General features: G+C 62.2%; 15 protein-coding genes. 9 read left to right on the top strand and 6 right to left on the bottom strand.

What is annotated here, in order from left to right; all coding sequences use genetic code 11:
* Positions 1-211 precede the first annotated feature (211 nt).
* Positions 212-2,215 carry a choline transporter BetT gene (gene betT / locus E8E78_RS01210; RefSeq protein WP_016497540.1) on the top strand — a complete coding sequence of 668 codons (2,004 nt, stop codon included), beginning with the start codon at positions 212-214 and terminating at the stop codon, positions 2,213-2,215.
* Between the two features lie 118 nt (positions 2,216-2,333).
* Here the strand turns inward: betT and tauD are convergent, their stop codons facing one another.
* Genes tauD through tauA form a run of 4 tightly spaced genes read right to left on the bottom strand, consistent with a single transcriptional unit; the run spans position 2,334 to position 5,825 of the window.
* Positions 2,334-3,167 carry a taurine dioxygenase gene (tauD, locus tag E8E78_RS01215; protein WP_049276527.1) on the bottom strand — a complete coding sequence of 278 codons (834 nt, stop codon included), beginning with the start codon at positions 3,165-3,167 and terminating at the stop codon, positions 2,334-2,336.
* A 48-nt stretch (positions 3,168-3,215) separates the two neighbouring features.
* The gene (gene tauC / locus E8E78_RS01220) at positions 3,216-4,055 is read right to left on the bottom strand and encodes a taurine ABC transporter permease TauC (protein WP_280312417.1); all 840 of its coding nucleotides are present in this window, start codon (positions 4,053-4,055) and stop codon (positions 3,216-3,218) included.
* Positions 4,052-4,840, bottom strand: a complete 789-nt coding sequence (gene tauB / locus E8E78_RS01225; RefSeq protein ID WP_016497543.1) for a taurine ABC transporter ATP-binding subunit — start codon at positions 4,838-4,840, stop codon at positions 4,052-4,054. Before tauB ends, tauC begins: the two co-directional genes overlap by 4 nt.
* Positions 4,841-4,853: 13 nt before the next feature.
* Positions 4,854-5,825 (bottom strand): taurine ABC transporter substrate-binding protein, encoded by a 972-nt coding sequence (tauA, locus tag E8E78_RS01230; protein WP_016497544.1) that lies wholly within the window; start codon positions 5,823-5,825, stop codon positions 4,854-4,856.
* A 520-nt stretch (positions 5,826-6,345) separates the two neighbouring features.
* Here tauA and E8E78_RS01235 point away from each other — a divergent pair.
* The 8 genes from E8E78_RS01235 (at position 6,346) to E8E78_RS01270 (ending at position 13,494) form a co-directional block, all read left to right on the top strand.
* The gene (locus tag E8E78_RS01235) at positions 6,346-7,674 is read left to right on the top strand and encodes an OprD family porin (RefSeq protein WP_059394998.1); all 1,329 of its coding nucleotides are present in this window, start codon (positions 6,346-6,348) and stop codon (positions 7,672-7,674) included.
* A gap of 165 nt (positions 7,675-7,839) precedes the next feature.
* Positions 7,840-8,478: a peroxiredoxin gene (locus tag E8E78_RS01240; protein WP_059394997.1), complete on the top strand. Its 639-nt coding sequence runs from the start codon at positions 7,840-7,842 to the stop codon at positions 8,476-8,478.
* 286 nt (positions 8,479-8,764) lie between these two features.
* Entirely contained in the window at positions 8,765-9,358 is a 594-nt protein-coding gene (gene ssuE / locus E8E78_RS01245; RefSeq protein ID WP_049277444.1) for an NADPH-dependent FMN reductase, read from the top strand.
* A gap of 85 nt (positions 9,359-9,443) precedes the next feature.
* Positions 9,444-10,409 carry a sulfonate ABC transporter substrate-binding protein gene (locus tag E8E78_RS01250; protein ID WP_049277445.1) on the top strand — a complete coding sequence of 322 codons (966 nt, stop codon included), beginning with the start codon at positions 9,444-9,446 and terminating at the stop codon, positions 10,407-10,409.
* Between the two features lie 59 nt (positions 10,410-10,468).
* Entirely contained in the window at positions 10,469-11,617 is a 1,149-nt protein-coding gene (gene ssuD, locus E8E78_RS01255; protein WP_016484400.1) for an FMNH2-dependent alkanesulfonate monooxygenase, read from the top strand.
* Positions 11,618-11,627: 10 nt separating this feature from the next.
* The gene (gene ssuC / locus E8E78_RS01260; RefSeq protein ID WP_016497549.1) at positions 11,628-12,425 is read left to right on the top strand and encodes an aliphatic sulfonate ABC transporter permease SsuC; all 798 of its coding nucleotides are present in this window, start codon (positions 11,628-11,630) and stop codon (positions 12,423-12,425) included.
* Entirely contained in the window at positions 12,422-13,234 is an 813-nt protein-coding gene (gene ssuB / locus E8E78_RS01265; protein WP_049277447.1) for an aliphatic sulfonates ABC transporter ATP-binding protein, read from the top strand. Before ssuC ends, ssuB begins: the two co-directional genes overlap by 4 nt.
* Before the next feature lie 44 nt (positions 13,235-13,278).
* On the top strand, positions 13,279-13,494 hold the full coding sequence (locus E8E78_RS01270; RefSeq protein ID WP_008095172.1) for a molybdopterin-binding protein: 216 nt from the start codon (positions 13,279-13,281) through the stop codon (positions 13,492-13,494).
* A gap of 125 nt (positions 13,495-13,619) precedes the next feature.
* Here the strand turns inward: E8E78_RS01270 and E8E78_RS01275 are convergent, their stop codons facing one another.
* Both E8E78_RS01275 and gshA read right to left on the bottom strand, forming a co-directional pair.
* Positions 13,620-14,252: a TetR/AcrR family transcriptional regulator gene (locus E8E78_RS01275; protein WP_043200300.1), complete on the bottom strand. Its 633-nt coding sequence runs from the start codon at positions 14,250-14,252 to the stop codon at positions 13,620-13,622.
* Entirely contained in the window at positions 14,252-15,829 is a 1,578-nt protein-coding gene (gene gshA / locus E8E78_RS01280) for a glutamate--cysteine ligase (protein ID WP_016497552.1), read from the bottom strand. The genes E8E78_RS01275 and gshA overlap by 1 nt, the downstream gene beginning before the upstream one ends.
* Between the last annotated feature and the right edge of the window lie 123 nt (positions 15,830-15,952).

The raw sequence follows: 15,952 nt of genomic DNA on the forward strand, positions 1-15,952 counted from the left end.
GTGGAGTACCTGTGGGAGCGGGCAAGCCCGCGAAGGCCAGTGCAGGAGGACGCCAATCAGCGCCCCAATTCGCATTGAAATCCGATCCATGTTTAACTTGAACGCTTGTTCAATGTAAAAACGCTGGTCCGCTGCCGGTGTTCAACAGGAGGATTCCTTTGCTGAACCCGTTCATTCCGAACCTCACGTCATTCGACGAGGTGCACGCCCGATGAGTGCACCGAACCCTTCCGCCGCCAACGGCAAAATCCGCATGAACCCCCCGGTGTTCTACTTTGCGGCAAGTTTCATCCTCATCTTTGGCCTGGTAGTCATCTCCAACCCGCAAGCCGCAGGCGACTGGCTGCTGGCGGCGCAGAACTGGGCGGCCAACACGGTCGGCTGGTACTACATGTTGGCCATGACGCTGTATCTGGTCTTCGTGGTGGTCACCGCCTTGTCCGGCTACGGCAAGATCAAGCTCGGTGCCGACCACGACGAACCCGAGTTCAGTTACCTCTCGTGGGCCGGCATGCTGTTCGCCGCCGGTATCAGCATTACCCTGTTCTTCTTCTGCGTTTCCGAACCGCTGACGCACATGCTGCAACCGCCCCAGGGCGAAGCGGGCACGGCCGAGGCCGGGCGCCAGGCGATGCAGATCCTGTTCCTGCACTGGGGCCTGCATGGCTGGGGCGTATTCGCCTTTGTCGGCATGGCGCTGGCCTACTTCGCCTACCGCCACAACCTGCCGCTGGCGTTGCGTTCGGCGCTGTACCCTCTGATCGGCAAGCGCATCAACGGCCCTATCGGCTACGCAGTGGATGGCTTCGGTATCATTGCCACGGTGTTCGGCCTGGGTGCCGACATGGGCTTTGGCGTACTGCACCTGAACGCCGGCCTGGACTACCTGTTCGGTATCAGCCACAGCCAGTGGGTACAGGTGATCCTCATCACCCTGATGATGGGCGCGGCAGTGGCCGTTGCCGTTGCCGGGGTGGAGAAGGGCGTGCGGGTGATGAGCGACATCAACCTGTTCCTGGCCTGCGCGTTGCTGTTGTTCGTGCTGTTTGCCGGGCCTACCCAACACTTGTTCAACACGCTGATCCAGAACCTGGGTGATTACCTGGGCGCTCTGCCACGCAAGAGTTTTGATGTGTATGCCTACGGTGATAACCGCGACTGGCTGGGCGGCTGGACAGTGTTCTACTGGGCCTGGTGGATTGCCTGGGCGCCGTTCGTGGGCCTGTTCATCGCCCGTATTTCCCGTGGCCGCACCATCCGCGAATTCGTCTTTGGCGTGCTGCTGATCCCCCTGGGCTTCACCCTGGCGTGGATGTCGATTTTCGGCAACAGCGCCCTGGACCAGGTGATCAACCACGGCATGACCGCGCTGGGCCAGTCGGCACTGGATAACCCGTCGATGAGCCTGTACCTGCTGCTGGAGACCTACCCATGGAGCAAGGCGGTGATCGCCACCACGGTGTTCATCAGCTTCGTGTTCTTCGTGACCTCGGCCGATTCGGGCACTGTGGTGCTGTCGACTCTGTCGGCCAAGGGTGGCGACGCGGACGAGGACGGGCCGAACTGGCTGCGCATCTTCTGGGGCGCGATGACGGCGCTGATCACCAGTGCACTGCTGTTCGCGGGCAGCATCGACTCGCTGAAGTCGGCGGTGGTGCTGACCTCGTTGCCGTTCTCGCTGATTCTGCTGTGCATGATGTGGGGGCTGCACAAGGCGTTTTACCTGGAGTCGCAACGGCAGATCGCGCAGATGCACTCGCTGGCCCCGTTCGCCCAGTCACGTCGCGGCCGTGGCGGTTGGCGCCAGCGCCTGAGCCAGGCGGTGCACTTCCCGTCGCGTGATGAGGTGTACCGCTTCATGGACGATGTGGTGCGTCCGGCGATTGCCGACGTGCGTGAAGTGTTCGAGCAGAAGGGCCTGGTAATAATTACCCAGGACGACCCGAGCCACGACAACGTCAGCCTGAAGATTGGCCATGGCGAGGAACAGCCGTTCATTTACCAGGTGCAGATGCGTGGCTACTTCACGCCATCGTTCGCCCTGGGTGGGCTGGGTACGCAGGAGTTGAAGAACCGCCGCTATTACCGGGCGGAGGTGCACCTGAGCGAAGGCAGCCAGAACTATGACCTGGTGGGCTACAGCAAGGAGCAGATCATCAACGACATCCTCGACCAGTACGAGCGGCACATGCAGTACCTGCATCTGGTCCGTTAGATCGCCGGGGCCGCTTTGCGGCCCATTCGCAGCACAAGGCTGCTCCTACAAGGGTACGCGATCCCCTGTAGGAGCAGCCTTGTGCTGCGAATGGAGGCCAAGGGCCTCGCAAAAACTGTCAGAAAGGTGCATCCCCCAGGATGGTCGCCCGGTGCATCACCCGCCGGTTCGGCCGGTAATCATCCACCGCAAAATGCTGGGTCACGCGGTTGTCCCAGAACGCCACGTCATTCTCCTGCCAACGCCAGCGAATGCTGAACTCCGGTCGCGTCGCATGGGCGAACAGCAGCCTCAGCAGCGCATCGCTTTCCAGCTCGCTCAGCTCATTGATGCGCGTAGTAAACCCTTCATTGACGAACAACGCCTTGCGCCCGCTCACCGGATGCGTGCGCACCACCGGGTGCGACAGCGGCGGGTTGTTGCGCCGCGTGGCCTCCCAGCGCGCCAGGTCTTCCGGCGTGGTGCCAAAACGCTCCAGCGGGAACGACTTGGTAAAGTCGTGGGTGGCGGTCAGCCCGTCGAGCAGCTCGCGCAGCGGCGCCGACAAGGCTTCGAAGGCCGCGATACCGCTGGCCCACAGGGTATCGCCACCGTAGGCCGGCAACTGCTTGGCGCTGAGCACCGCGCCCAGTGCCGGGGTCGGCAAAAAGGTCACGTCGGTGTGCCACACGGCGTTGTCGCGTACATCGGTGACTGCCGTGTCGAGCACCAGCACCTGCGGGGTTTCCGGCACGTTGGGGTAGATCGGGTGAATGTGCAGGTCGCCGAAGCGGGCGGCAAAGCGCGCCTGCTGCTCGGGGTTGATCGGCTGGTCGCGGAAGAACAGCACCTGATGCTTGAGCAGCGCCTGTTCGATGGCGTCGCGTTCTTCTGCAGTGATATCGCGGCTGATGTCCACGCCGCTGATCTGGGCACCGAGGGCCGGGCTGAGAGGGGTAACGGTCAGGCTCATGTCTTTTCTCGTTCTAGGCGCCGGGTTGCCGGCTTGGTCAGTCGGCAATCAGTGGCTCTGCCCGTGCCAGGGCACCAGTTTGCGTTGCAGGGCACGCAGGCTCATTTCCAGGGCGAAGGCGATCAGGGCGATCAGCAAAATACCCAGCACCACCACATCAGTGACCAGGAACTGCGCCGCCGACTGGACCATGAAGCCCAGGCCGCTGGTGGCGGCAATCAGCTCGGCGGCGACCAGTGTCGACCAGCCCACCCCCAGGCCGATGCGGATGCCGGTGAGGATGTCGGGCAGCGCACTGGGCAGGATCACATGGCGTATCAGCTGCGTCTTGGTCGCGCCCAGCGACTGTGCCGCCCGCAGCTTGGCCGGGTCGACCGTGCGCACACCGGTGGCTGTGGCAATGGCGATCGGGGCGAAGATCGCCAGGTAGATCAGCAGCACCTTCGACAGCTCGCCGATACCGCACCAGATGACGATCAACGGCAGGTAGGCCAGCGGCGGGATGGGCCGGTAGAACTCGATCAGCGGGTCGAGGATGCCGCGGGCCACGCGGTTGTAGCCGATGGCGATGCCGACCGGGATCGCGGTCAGGGTCGCGGCCACCAGCGCCAGGCCGATGCGGCCCAGGCTCGCGCCCAGGTGCTGCCACAGGCTGGCGTCCATGTAACCTTGGGTCAGCAGGGTCCAGGCCCTGGCCAGGATGTCACCGGGCGAAGGCAGGAACAGGGGTTCGATCCAGCCGGCGGCCGTCACCAGCCACCAGACCAGCAGCAGGCTGACCATGGTCAGAGCACTGATCCAGCGGGTGGACAACGGCGGGCGCTGCTTGGCGGCTGGCCGGGTTTGGGCGTTGTGCTTGCCGGCGACCGGCAGGTCCAGGCTGCTCATGCGCGCTCCTGCAGGCTTTGGCGTTGGGAGAACACCCGCGCCAGCACATGCTCGCGGGTTTCGATGAAGGCGGGATCGGACTTGATGGCCCGGGCCGATTCGCCAGCGGCATAGCGCTGGCCGAAGTCCAGTTGCAGGCGCTCCACTACGCGCCCCGGGTTGGGCGCCAGCAGTACCAGTTCGCTGGCAAGGAACACCGCTTCTTCGATGTCGTGGGTAATCAGGAACACCGGCTTGGCGGTGCGCTGCCACACCTGCAGCAGCAGTTCCTGCATCTGCTCGCGGGTAAACGCGTCGAGGGCACCGAACGGTTCATCCATCAGCAATACCCGTGGGTCGGCCGCCAGCGCGCGGGCCAGGCCTACGCGCTGCTTCTGGCCACCGGACAACTGCCAGATGCGCCGTTCGCCAAAGCCATCGAGGTCGACGAGGGCGAGCATTTCGCGGGCCTTGGCCTCACGCTGGGCGCGGGGCACGCCGGCCAGTTCGAGGCCGAAGGCGACATTGCCCAGCACGTTCTGCCATGGCAGCAGGGCATCGTCCTGGAACACCACACCGCGCTCGGCACCAGGGCCCTGCACCGGTACGCCGTCGAGGGTGATGCGCCCGCCGCTGGGGGCGACGAAGCCGGCGATCAGGTTGAGCAGCGAAGTCTTGCCGCTGCCGGAAGGCCCCAAGGCCACCAGCAGCTGGCGAGGCCCCAGGCTCAGGTTGATGTCGGCCAGCACCGGGGTGCTGGCGCCAGGGTACTGTGCGCTGATGCGCTCCAGCTCGAGCAAGGCCATGACGGGCTCCGGATCAGTTTGGAAGGAACTTGGCGCTGACGTACGGCGAGTAGTCCGGCAGTACGGCGTCGACCTTGCCTTGCTGCTTGAGGAAGTTGGCCGTGTCGGTCAGTGCCTGGGTGGTCGGCGCGCCCAGGGCGTTGGCCTGGTCTGCGGCCAGTGGGTACACGTTGCCCTCCAGCAGCACCGGGATGTCGCTGGCCTTGGCGCCGGACAGCTTCACCAGCTTGTCTACGTTGCCCTTGTCGGCTAGCCAGGCTTTCGGGTCCTTGCGGTAGTCGGCGTAGGCGTCGAGGGTGACTTTGGCAAAGGCTTTGACCACCTCAGGGTGCTTGTCGGCGAAGTCTTTGCGCACAATCCAGGCATCGAAAGTGGGTGCGCCTTTCTGGGCCAGTTCGCCCGAGGTGATCAGCACCTTGCCGTTTTCCTTGGCCACGCCCAAGGCTGGGTCCCAGACGTAGGTGGCATCAATGTCGCCGCGCTTCCAGGCGGCAATGATGGCCGGTGGCGCCAGGTTAAGGATCTGTACCTTGGACGGGTCGATATTCCAGCTTTTCAGGGCGGCCAGCAGGCTGTAGTGGCCGGTGGAGACGAACGGCACGGCGACCTTCTTGCCGATCAGGTCTTGCGGAGTCTTGATGCTGTCGCGGGCGACCAGCGCTTCACCAGCGCCAATCTGGGTGGCGATGAGGAAGGTCTCGACCGGCAGCTTGCGGGTGGCGGCAGCAGCCAGCGGGCTGGAACCCAGGTAGCCGATTTGCACGTCGCCGCTGGCCACCGCAGTGATCACGTCGGCGCCGTTATCGAACTTGCGCCAGTCGATGCTGGCCTTGCTGGCTTTTTCATAGTCGCCATCGACCTGAGCCACTTTGGCCGGGTCGACGGTGGTCTGGTAGGCCACGGTCAGGTCGGCGGCCTGGGCAACCCAGCTGGTGCTGGCGAGGGTCAGGGCGGCGAACAGGCGCAGCGGAGCGTGCGGGATCATGGTGAACCTCTCGTCAGGCAATCAGGGCGATGGATGGCGAGAAGGCTAAATGATCTAAGAATTTAAAAATAAATAACTTTTTTGCATTAGCTTAGGAGCCAAATGCCTTAAGCCCAGGGGGAGTGCGCTCCCACATTGACCGTGAAAGGCCGCCGCGTGGGGAAATCAGAGCGGGCTGCTAGGCTTTTTCGTCCCTATAGAACGATACGGTATTAGGTTATGAGCAAACGTTTGCAAATAACCAATGGTTATTATTCGCGGGGTTGCTACAACGTTTGGCTGTAAAGGTTCCAACCATATTCCGTAAAAATCTTACCAATTCATAAAACGGTCATTTTGGATTTATAGGATTGTCATTATCCTGTAGCGCAGCTGGCGTCTTAGACCAAAGTCGCGAAACGTTTAGAAACGATTGACTTAGTGGTCACGCTTTGGGACTAAATCGCCAATCCACGGTGAGAAGGGGCAGCAGATCCCTCCGCCAGAGATACACAAAAATTAGAACGTAGAGGAGCAAAACATGTACAAGTCCAGCCTGGCCCTGGCCGTGGCACTGGGGGTTTTCGCCCAACAAGCAGGCGCTGCCGGTTTCGTTGAAGACAGCAAACTGTCGCTTAGCTCGCGCACCATGTACTTCAACAACGACAACCGTGAAGCTTCGGGCAGTAAGCCTCGCCCGGACAACCGTGAGTCGGGTCAAGGCTTCAAGCTTGACTACATTTCCGGATTTACCCAAGGCACCGTAGGTTTCGGCGTTGATGCCCAAGCACTCTGGGGTATTCATCTCGATGGTGGTAAGGGTTATCACCCGAACGGCAGCAGCTTCTTCCCTAGCGATTCCGACGGTTCTGCTGAGAAACAGTGGGCGCGTCTGGGTGCCAACGCCAAGGCTCGTTTCTCCAAAACAGAAGTGCACTACGGTAGCGCCCTGGCGCCGAACCTGCCGATTCTGGTCTCCAACGATGGCCGTCTCCTGCCGCAGACCTTCGAGGGTGGCACGATCCAGTCGAAGGAAATCGACAACCTAACCATCAACGCCGGTCAGCTGACCCACGCCATGGGCCGTGCTTCGAGCAACCGTACCGGTTTGTCGGTTCAAGGTGCTACTCAGGAGAGCAACAAGTTCCGCTACGCGGGTCTGGATTACAAGCTAACCCCTGACCTGACCCTGCAGTACTACTACTCGAACCTGGAAGACTTCTACAAACAGCACTTCCTGGGCGCTACCCACGTATTCAAGATTGCTGACGATCAGTCGTTCAAAACCGACCTGCGCTATTTCGATAGCAGCAAAGACGGGCGCAATGGTGAAGCCGGTTACGAGTTCAAAAACAACGGCGGCTACGCTAAGAACGCTGGCGAGGTCGACAACAAGACCTGGTCCGCCATGTTCACCTACACCCTTGGTAGTCATGCTCTGATGCTGGGGCATCAGCAAGTCAGTGATGATGGCGGCTTTGTGTGGTTGAACCAGGGCAGCTTGGCCAATGAAGGCGCCGGCGGCTCGAGCTTCTATCTGTTCACCGATAGCATGATCAACCAGTTCGCCAAGGCTGGCGAAAATACTACCTTTGGTCAGTATTCCTACGATTTCGCCAGTCTGGGTGTGCCGGGTCTGAAAGCCTCGGTAGCCTACCTGCGTGGCGAGGATGGCCGCAGCACTAACGGCAACGGCACCTTCACTGAATGGGAACGTGACGCGCGAGTTGATTATGTTCTACAAGAAGGTACGCTCAAAGGCTTGGGCTTCAGCCTTCGTCAGGGCGTATATCGCGGCACAGGGTCGGGCTCTGCTAACGACCAGGACCAAACTCGTTTCATCGTGAACTACACTTACAGCTTCCTGTAAGTCGTAGCCACAAAGAAAGCCTCGCCTAGTGCGAGGCTTTTTTGTACCTGCATTTTCGTATGAATTTTTGTTATAAATAAATCGTTATTTATTCTTTTTATTTTTAACCGAATGCAGGCACATTGAACCCATACGGTACAGAACCCAGCCAAGGAGCCGCAGCCCATGAGCCTCAAACTCGGCGATATCGCCCCCGATTTCGAACAGGATTCCAGCGAAGGCAAAATCCGCTTCCACGAGTGGCTCGGCAACAGCTGGGGGGTGTTGTTCTCCCATCCGGCCGACTTCACCCCGGTGTGCACCACCGAGCTGGGCCTGACCGCCAAACTCAAGGACGACTTTGCCAAGCGTGGGGTCAAGGCCATCGCCCTGTCGGTAGACCCGGTCGACTCGCACCACAAGTGGATCGATGACATCAACGAAACCCAGAACACCGTGGTCAACTTCCCGATCATTGCCGACGCCGACCGCAAGGTGTCCGACCTGTACGACCTGATCCATCCGAACGCCAGCGACACCCTGACCGTGCGCTCTCTGTTCGTCATCGACTCGAACAAGAAGGTGCGCCTGACCATCACCTATCCGGCCAGTACCGGGCGCAACTTCAATGAAATTTTGCGGGTGATCGACTCGCTGCAGCTCACCGACAACCACAAGGTCGCCACGCCAGGTAACTGGCAGGACGGCGACGAGGTGGTAATCGTGCCTTCGCTCAAAGATGAGGAAGAAATCAAGCAGCGCTTCCCCAAAGGTTACCGGGCGGTCAAACCCTATCTGCGCCTGACCCCACAGCCAAATCGTTAAAGGATTCCTCGTTGCATTGCTCTTAGCCAAGCAGGGATTTTCGGGCCGTTTCGACGGCCCTTTTTTATGCCTGCGCAGAATGTGTGGGCCTCTTCGCGGGCACGCCCGCTCCCACAGAAACAGTGCAGACCCGGCTTTCCACATAATCCGGTGGGAGCGGGCGCGCCCGCGAATAGGCCCTCGCGAATAAAGACAATAATGGAATAACCAAATGAAAAAATATGATTTCTAGATATATATAGCAGCTGTTAATGTCACCTCCAACAGAACACAAGGAAGCGCAGCAATGCTGGTCGTCTCAATCGGTGGTAGCCCAAGTCTTCGTTCACGCTCCGGCGTGCTGCTTGAGCGTTCGCGCCAGTGGCTGCAGGGCCGTGGCGTTGAAGTGGTGACGTTCCAGGTACGTGACTTCCCCGCCGAAGACCTGCTGCATGCCCGTTTCGACAGCCCGCATGTGCAGCACTTCCAGCAACTGGTAGCCCAGGCCGATGGCCTGATCGTTTCAACCCCGGTGTACAAGGCTTCGTTTGCCGGTGCACTGAAGACTTTGCTGGACCTGCTGCCCGAACGCGCCCTGGCCCACAAGATCGTGTTGCCGATCGCCACCGGCGGCAGCATCGCCCACATGCTGGCGGTGGATTACGCATTGAAACCCGTGCTGTCGGCACTCAAGGCACAAGAGACCCTGCAAGGGATCTTCGCCGACGACAGCCAGGTGGCTTATGCAGACGGCACGAAGCCCGCGCAGTTGGTGCCGGCACTGGAAGAACGCCTGCTGGACTCGCTGGAAACCTTCCACGTTGCCCTGGCCCGTCGGCCACGCCCCGTGGCCCCCGGCGTACTGAACGAACGCCTGATCAGCGCCCGCTGGAGCATCTGACCGGCACAACCCGCTTCACCACCTTACTCGCCCGATAACGAGGCAAGCAGGTGCAACCCGAACCTCATTCGCACAGGAGAGCGCCATGCGCACAGTCTTCTTGCGTCGCGGTCTGGTCGCCCTGTTTGCGGCGGCTGTGTCCTTCGGCGCCATTACCCAAGCCCAGGCCGAAAGCCTGCGTATCGGTTACCAGAAATACGGCACCCTGGTGCTGCTCAAGGCCAAGGGCACGCTGGAAAAGCGCTTGGCCGAGCAGGGCGTGCAGGTGCAGTGGACCGAATTCCCCGGCGGCCCGCAGCTGCTTGAAGGGCTGAACGTCGGCTCCATCGACTTTGGTGTTACCGGCGAAACCCCGCCCGTATTTGCCCAGGCCGCCGGCGCCGATCTGCTCTACGTGGCCTACGAGCCGCCAGCGCCGCACAGCGAAGCGATCCTGGTGCCGAAGGGGTCGTCGATCCAGTCGGTCAAGGAACTCAAAGGCAAGAAAGTCGCCCTCAACAAAGGCTCCAACGTCCACTACCTGCTGGTCCGCGCCCTGGAAGACGCCGGCCTGAAGTACAGCGATATCCAGCCGGTTTACCTGCCCCCTGCCGATGCCCGCGCCGCTTTCGAGCGTGGCAGCGTCGATGCCTGGGTGATCTGGGACCCGTACCAGGCCGCTGCGGAAAAACAATTGCAGGCCCGTACCCTGCGTGACGGCAAGGGCCTGGTCGACAACCACCAGTTCTACCTGGCCACCCGCAACTACGCGACCCAGCACCCGGCGGTGATCAACACCCTCATCGAGGAAGTGCGCGCCGTGGGGGAATGGTCGCAGGCCAACCCGCAGGAAGTGACCGACCAGGTGGCACCGCTGCTCGGCCTGCCTGCCGACATCACCCTGACCTCGGTCAAGCGCCAAGGCTACGGTGCAGCACCGCTGACTCCCGAGGTAGTGGCCGCACAACAGAAAATCGCCGACACCTTCCAGGCGCTCAAGCTGATACCCAAGCCGCTGAGCATCAAGGACGTGATCTGGACACCCCCGGCCAAGGTCGCTAGCGCGCCTTGATTGATTCGCCCGTGCCGGGGCGCCGCCCTGGCTGAGCCACCCTTGAGGAGACAACTCCAATGAGCCTTAATATTTTCTGGTTCCTCCCGACCCACGGTGACGGCAAGTACCTGGGCACTTCCGACGGCGCGCGTGCGGTCGACCACGGTTACCTGCAGCAGATCGCGCAGGCCGCCGACCGTCTGGGCTTTGGTGGGGTACTGATCCCGACCGGCCGTTCCTGCGAGGATTCCTGGCTGGTGGCCGCGTCGCTGATCCCTGTGACCCAGCACCTGAAATTCCTGGTTGCCCTGCGCCCGGGCATCATTTCGCCGACCGTGGCAGCACGCCAGGCTGCGACCCTGGACCGCCTGTCCAATGGCCGTGCCTTGTTCAACCTGGTAACCGGTGGCGACCCGGATGAACTGGCCGGTGATGGCCTGCACCTGAACCACCAGGAACGCTACGAAGCGTCGGTCGAGTTCACCCGTATCTGGCGCAAGGTGCTGGAAGGCGAAAACGTCGACTACGACGGCAAGCACATCCAGGTGAAGGGCGCCAAGCTGCTCTACCCGCCGATTCAGCAACCACGCCCGCCGCTGTATTTCGGCGGTTCCTCCGAGGCCGCTCAGGACCTGGCCGCCGAGCAGGTCGAGTTGTACCTGACCTGGGGCGAGCCGCCGTCAGCCGTTGCCGAGAAAATCGCCCAGGTGCGCGAAAAAGCGGCCGCTCAAGGCCGTGAAGTACGCTTCGGTATCCGCCTGCACGTGATTGTGCGGGAAACCAACGAAGAAGCCTGGGCCGCCGCCGACCGCCTGATCTCGCACCTGGACGATGACACCATCGCCCGTGCCCAGGCCTCGCTGGCGCGCTTCGACTCGGTGGGCCAGCAGCGCATGGCTGCCCTGCACGGCGGCAACCGCGACAACCTGGAAGTCAGCCCCAACCTGTGGGCAGGCGTTGGCCTGGTACGTGGCGGCGCCGGTACCGCGCTGGTAGGCGACGGCCCGACTGTCGCCGCGCGGGTGAAGGAATATGCCGACCTGGGGATCGATACCTTCATCTTCTCGGGTTATCCACACCTCGAAGAGTCTTACCGCGTTGCCGAGCTGCTGTTCCCGCACCTTGATGTTCAGCGCCCGGAGCAACCGAAAACCGGTGGCTACGTGAGCCCGTTCGGCGAGATGGTGGCCAACGACATCCTGCCCAAATCCGTGTCGCAGAGCTGAGGGCCGGGCCATGAGTCGTGCAACTTCCTCCACCCTGACCCAGCGCCTGGCGCCGTGGGCGCTGCCGGTGCTGCTGCTGGCAGTCTGGCAACTGGCGGTCAGCGCTGGCTGGCTGTCGACGCGCATCCTGCCGGCACCTAGCGCAGTAGTCAGCGCCGGTGTCGAGCTGGTGCGCAGCGGCGACATCTGGACCCACCTGGCCATCAGTGGCTGGCGTGCCGGCCTGGGCTTCGCCATCGGCGGCAGCATCGGCCTGGTACTGGGCTTCATCACCGGCCTGTCGAACTGGGGCGAACGCCTGCTCGACAGCTCGGTGCAGATGATCCGCAACGTGCCGCACCTGGCGCTGATCCCGCTGGTGATCCTGTGGTTCGGTATCGACGAGTCGGCAAAGATCTTTCTGGTCGCGCTGGGCACGCTGTTCCCGATCTACCTGAACACCTATCACGGTATTCGCAACGTTGACCCGGCGCTGGTAGAGATGGCGCGCAGCTACGGCTTGTCCGGCTTCAGCCTGTTCCGCCAAGTGATCCTGCCGGGCGCGCTGCCATCGATCCTGGTGGGGGTGCGCTTCGCACTGGGCTTCATGTGGCTGACCCTGATCGTGGCCGAAACCATTTCGGCGAATGCCGGCATCGGTTACCTGGCGATGAACGCCCGTGAGTTCCTGCAGACCGACGTGGTGGTACTGGCCATCGTCCTGTATGCCGTGCTTGGCAAACTCGCCGACCTCGCTGCCCGTGGCCTGGAACGTGTTTGGCTGCGCTGGCACCCGGCCTATCAAGTGGCCAAGAAGGAGGGTGCATGACTGTGCTCAAGGAACAGCCGCCACGCCTGCTGCGTGGCATCCCGCTGGCCTCCAATGGCCTGCGCAAGACCTTTGGCCAGCGCGAAGTGTTGAAGGGCATCGACCTGCACATTCCGGCCGGCCAGTTCGTTGCCATCGTTGGCCGCAGCGGCTGCGGCAAAAGCACCCTGCTGCGGCTGCTGGCCGGGCTCGACCAGCCCACTGGCGGGCAGTTGCTGGCCGGTGCTGCGCCGCTGGAAGAGGCCCGTGAAGAAACCCGCCTGATGTTCCAGGACGCGCGCCTGCTGCCGTGGAAGAAGGTGATCGACAACGTTGGCCTGGGCCTGTCGGGTGATTGGCGCCCACGTGCGCTGGAAGCGCTGGATGCGGTTGGCCTGGCCGACCGCGCCAATGAATGGCCGGCAGCCCTCTCCGGTGGCCAGAAGCAGCGTGTGGCCTTGGCCCGCGCCTTGATTCACCAGCCACGCCTGCTGCTGCTGGATGAGCCGCTGGGTGCGCTGGATGCATTGACCCGTATCGAAATGCAGCAACTGATCGAACGCCTGTGGCGTCAGCACGGCTTCACTGTGCTGCTGGTCACCCACGATGTCAGCGAGGCAGTTGCCGTGGCTGACCGGGTGATCCTGATCGAGGACGGCGAAGTCGGGCTTGACCTTACGGTCGACCTGGCACGGCCCAGGGCACGTGGTTCGCACCGCCTGGCCGCGCTGGAAAGCGAAGTGCTCAACCGTGTTCTGTCGGCCCCGGGCACTGCGCCCGAGCCGGACCCTGTAGCCCCGCTGCCCACGCAACTGCGTTGGGCGCACTGAACCACTCACTTACCTGACTGAAGCCATAGAGAAGGAATGACATCATGACCATCAAAGCCATCAACGTCCGCAACCAGTTCAAAGGCACCGTGAAAGAAATCCTCGAAGGCCCGGTACTGTCGGAAATCGACGTGCAGACTGCCTCGGGTATCGTCACTTCGGTCATCACCACCCGCTCGGTAAAAGAGCTGGAGCTGCAGGTTGGCAGCGAAGTGATTGCCTTTGTGAAATCGACTGAAGTGTCTATCGCCAAGCTGTGATGAACGTGGCCCATGGGGCTGCTTTGCAGCCCTGTCGCGACACAAGGCCGCTCCGACACGGGAATGCGATCTCCTGTAGGAGCGGCCTTGTGCCGCGAATGGGCCGCAACGCGGCCCCAATAACTTCAGCTGGAACGCTTGGCCAGAAACGGCGGCAGGTATAACCCCAGATACGCCTCGAACACCCGCTTGCCTTCTTCGGCCATGCGCGGGGTGATCGCCTCGTGCAACTGCACCGACCGCGCATATACCCGGTCGCTCAGTTCCATGGCCAGGGCGAACACATCCACATCCAGCGGCATCACCGGCAGGTGAAAATGCTGGTCGAACAACTTGTGCATCAAGTCGCCCAGTTCCATGTCGTGCTGCCGGTCGGCCTGCACCACTTCGCTCAGGCCGTGCTGGGCCAGAATCAGCTGCCGCGCCGCAGCATCTTCGTTATAGATATCCAGCATGCGCTGCTCGATCAGCCGTGACAGCTGGTGCCAGGTGCTGAACGCGCTGCTGTCGAACGGTGCGCTCAGGGCTTCACGAAACGCCCGGTGTACATCGGCCGTCAGCGCTTCCAGCAGGGCCGGCACGCTGGCGAAGAAGTGATACACCGACGACGGTGGAATCTGCGCCCGCTCGGCCACGCTGTAGATGGAAAGTGCCGCCACCCCTTGTTCGGCCAGCAGCTCACGCGCAGCCGCCAGGATCGCCTCGATCCTGGCCTGGCTGCTGGCGCGCGGCTTGCGCGAGGCGACGGCGCGGCTCATCAGTTGCTGATCGCCAGGATGCTGGCCTGATAGGCGCCGACGAACAGGTCGAAGTCACCGACCTCTTCCTGCTCCAGCTCGGACTGCTTGGTGAGCGATTCGCGGGCCAGTGTTTCGAACGCCTGTTGCTGTTCGTTGCTCAGTGGCTGTTCGCGGAATGTCTCGGCGTGGACACGGCTTTGGCGCAGGGAGAACTGGATGAAGGTTTCGTCGTGCTCGGTCATGCGTGCCAGCACCTGGGCTGACGGGGTCAGCGCGGCATCATCCACCTTGGCCTGCTGGGCATCCAGGGCTTTGCCGTGGGCATCGCCGCCTTGCGCCTGGTCGAGCAGGTCGGCCAGTGGCCGGATACGCTCAATCAGCTCGCTGGCCCAATCCTTCAGGGTGATCGGCTGGCCATCACGATGCAGCTCCAGGCCCGGGCGACGGCCTTCCTTCACCACGGTCAGGAAGTTGTCGGTGCACTGGCGGCATTCGCCGTTGTCCAGCTGCGGGCTGTCTTCCAGGGCGCAGAACAGCAGGAACGCGTCGAGGAAGCGCGCCTCGGTCAGGTCGATACCTACCGGCAGGAACGGGTTGATGTCCAGGCAACGTACTTCCACATACTGCACGCCCCGCGAGGTCAGGGCCTGGATCGGCCGCTCGCCGGTGTAGGTGACGCGCTTGGGGCGGATGTTCGAGTAGTACTCGTTCTCGATCTGCAGAATGTTGGTGTTCAGCTGCACCCACTCGCCGTCCACGTGCGTACCGACCTCGACATAAGGCGGGTAGGGCGTGCCCACGGCCTTGCGCAGGCTGTCGGTGTAGCTGGCCAGGTTGTTGTAGCAAGGCGTGAGGCCGGCCTGGGCGTTGCTCTGGTAGCCCAGGTCGCTCATGCGCAGGCTGGTGGCGTAGGGCAGGAACAGGGTTTCGGCGTCCAGCTCTTCGAGCTGGTGCGGGCGGCCACGCAGGAAGCCTTTGTCCAGCGCTGGCGAGGCGCCGAACAGGTACATCAGCAGCCAGCTGTAGCGGCGGAAGTTGCGGATCAGGGCGATGTAGGCTGACGACTGGTAGTCGCGGTTGTCTTGCGTGCTGCCTTCGGCTTCGCGCAGCAGAGGCCACAGGGCTTCGGGCAGCGAGAAGTTGTAATGGATACCGGCGATGCACTGCATGGTGCGGCCGTAGCGCAGGGCCAGGCCCTTGCGGTAGACGTGCTTGAGCTTGCCGATGTTCGAGCTGCCGTACTCGGCGATCGGGATGTCCTCCTCGGCCGGCAGCGTGCACGGCATCGACGGGCTCCACAGGTATTCGTCGCCCAGCTTGCTGTAGACGAAACGGTGGGTCTGTTCGAGGCTTTCGAGCACTTTGGCCGGGTCGGGCAGTGCTGGGGTGATGAACTCCAGCAGCGACTCGGAATAATCAGTGGTGATCTGCTCGTTGGTCAGCGCCGACCCCAGAGCTTCCGGGTGCGGGGTCTGGGCCAGGCGACCTTCGTCGGTCACGCGCAGGCATTCGCGCTCAATACCGTGCAGGCACTGCTTGAGCAGGGGAAGATTGGCGCCGAGCAGGCTCAGGCGGCGGTTGAGGAGTTCGCTCAAGATGTATTCCTTCACGCGTCAGTCGCCCCAATATGGGGGTAGAGATAACGGTCTACAAGGGTAGGAAGAAAGGAACTGGCGTTGTCGCCTGGTTTACGCGGTTCCAGCAGTGCCAGCGCACTG

Source organism: Pseudomonas sp. BN505, assembly GCF_029873175.1.
GTDB classification, from domain to species: domain Bacteria; phylum Pseudomonadota; class Gammaproteobacteria; order Pseudomonadales; family Pseudomonadaceae; genus Aquipseudomonas; species Aquipseudomonas putida.

Coding starts and splice junctions, on each gene's coding strand:
- ssuC (WP_016497549.1), top strand. CDS start 11,628: ATGAGTCGTGCAACTTCCTCCACCCTGACCCAGCGCCTGGCGCCGTGG.
- E8E78_RS01275 (WP_043200300.1), bottom strand. CDS start 14,252: ATGAGCCGCGCCGTCGCCTCGCGCAAGCCGCGCGCCAGCAGCCAGGCC.
- E8E78_RS01250 (WP_049277445.1), top strand. CDS start 9,444: ATGCGCACAGTCTTCTTGCGTCGCGGTCTGGTCGCCCTGTTTGCGGCG.
- ssuE (WP_049277444.1), top strand. CDS start 8,765: ATGCTGGTCGTCTCAATCGGTGGTAGCCCAAGTCTTCGTTCACGCTCC.
- tauD (WP_049276527.1), bottom strand. CDS start 3,167: ATGAGCCTGACCGTTACCCCTCTCAGCCCGGCCCTCGGTGCCCAGATC.
- E8E78_RS01270 (WP_008095172.1), top strand. CDS start 13,279: ATGACCATCAAAGCCATCAACGTCCGCAACCAGTTCAAAGGCACCGTG.
- betT (WP_016497540.1), top strand. CDS start 212: ATGAGTGCACCGAACCCTTCCGCCGCCAACGGCAAAATCCGCATGAAC.
- tauA (WP_016497544.1), bottom strand. CDS start 5,825: ATGATCCCGCACGCTCCGCTGCGCCTGTTCGCCGCCCTGACCCTCGCC.
- E8E78_RS01240 (WP_059394997.1), top strand. CDS start 7,840: ATGAGCCTCAAACTCGGCGATATCGCCCCCGATTTCGAACAGGATTCC.
- ssuB (WP_049277447.1), top strand. CDS start 12,422: ATGACTGTGCTCAAGGAACAGCCGCCACGCCTGCTGCGTGGCATCCCG.
- ssuD (WP_016484400.1), top strand. CDS start 10,469: ATGAGCCTTAATATTTTCTGGTTCCTCCCGACCCACGGTGACGGCAAG.
- E8E78_RS01235 (WP_059394998.1), top strand. CDS start 6,346: ATGTACAAGTCCAGCCTGGCCCTGGCCGTGGCACTGGGGGTTTTCGCC.
- tauC (WP_280312417.1), bottom strand. CDS start 4,055: ATGAGCAGCCTGGACCTGCCGGTCGCCGGCAAGCACAACGCCCAAACC.
- tauB (WP_016497543.1), bottom strand. CDS start 4,840: ATGGCCTTGCTCGAGCTGGAGCGCATCAGCGCACAGTACCCTGGCGCC.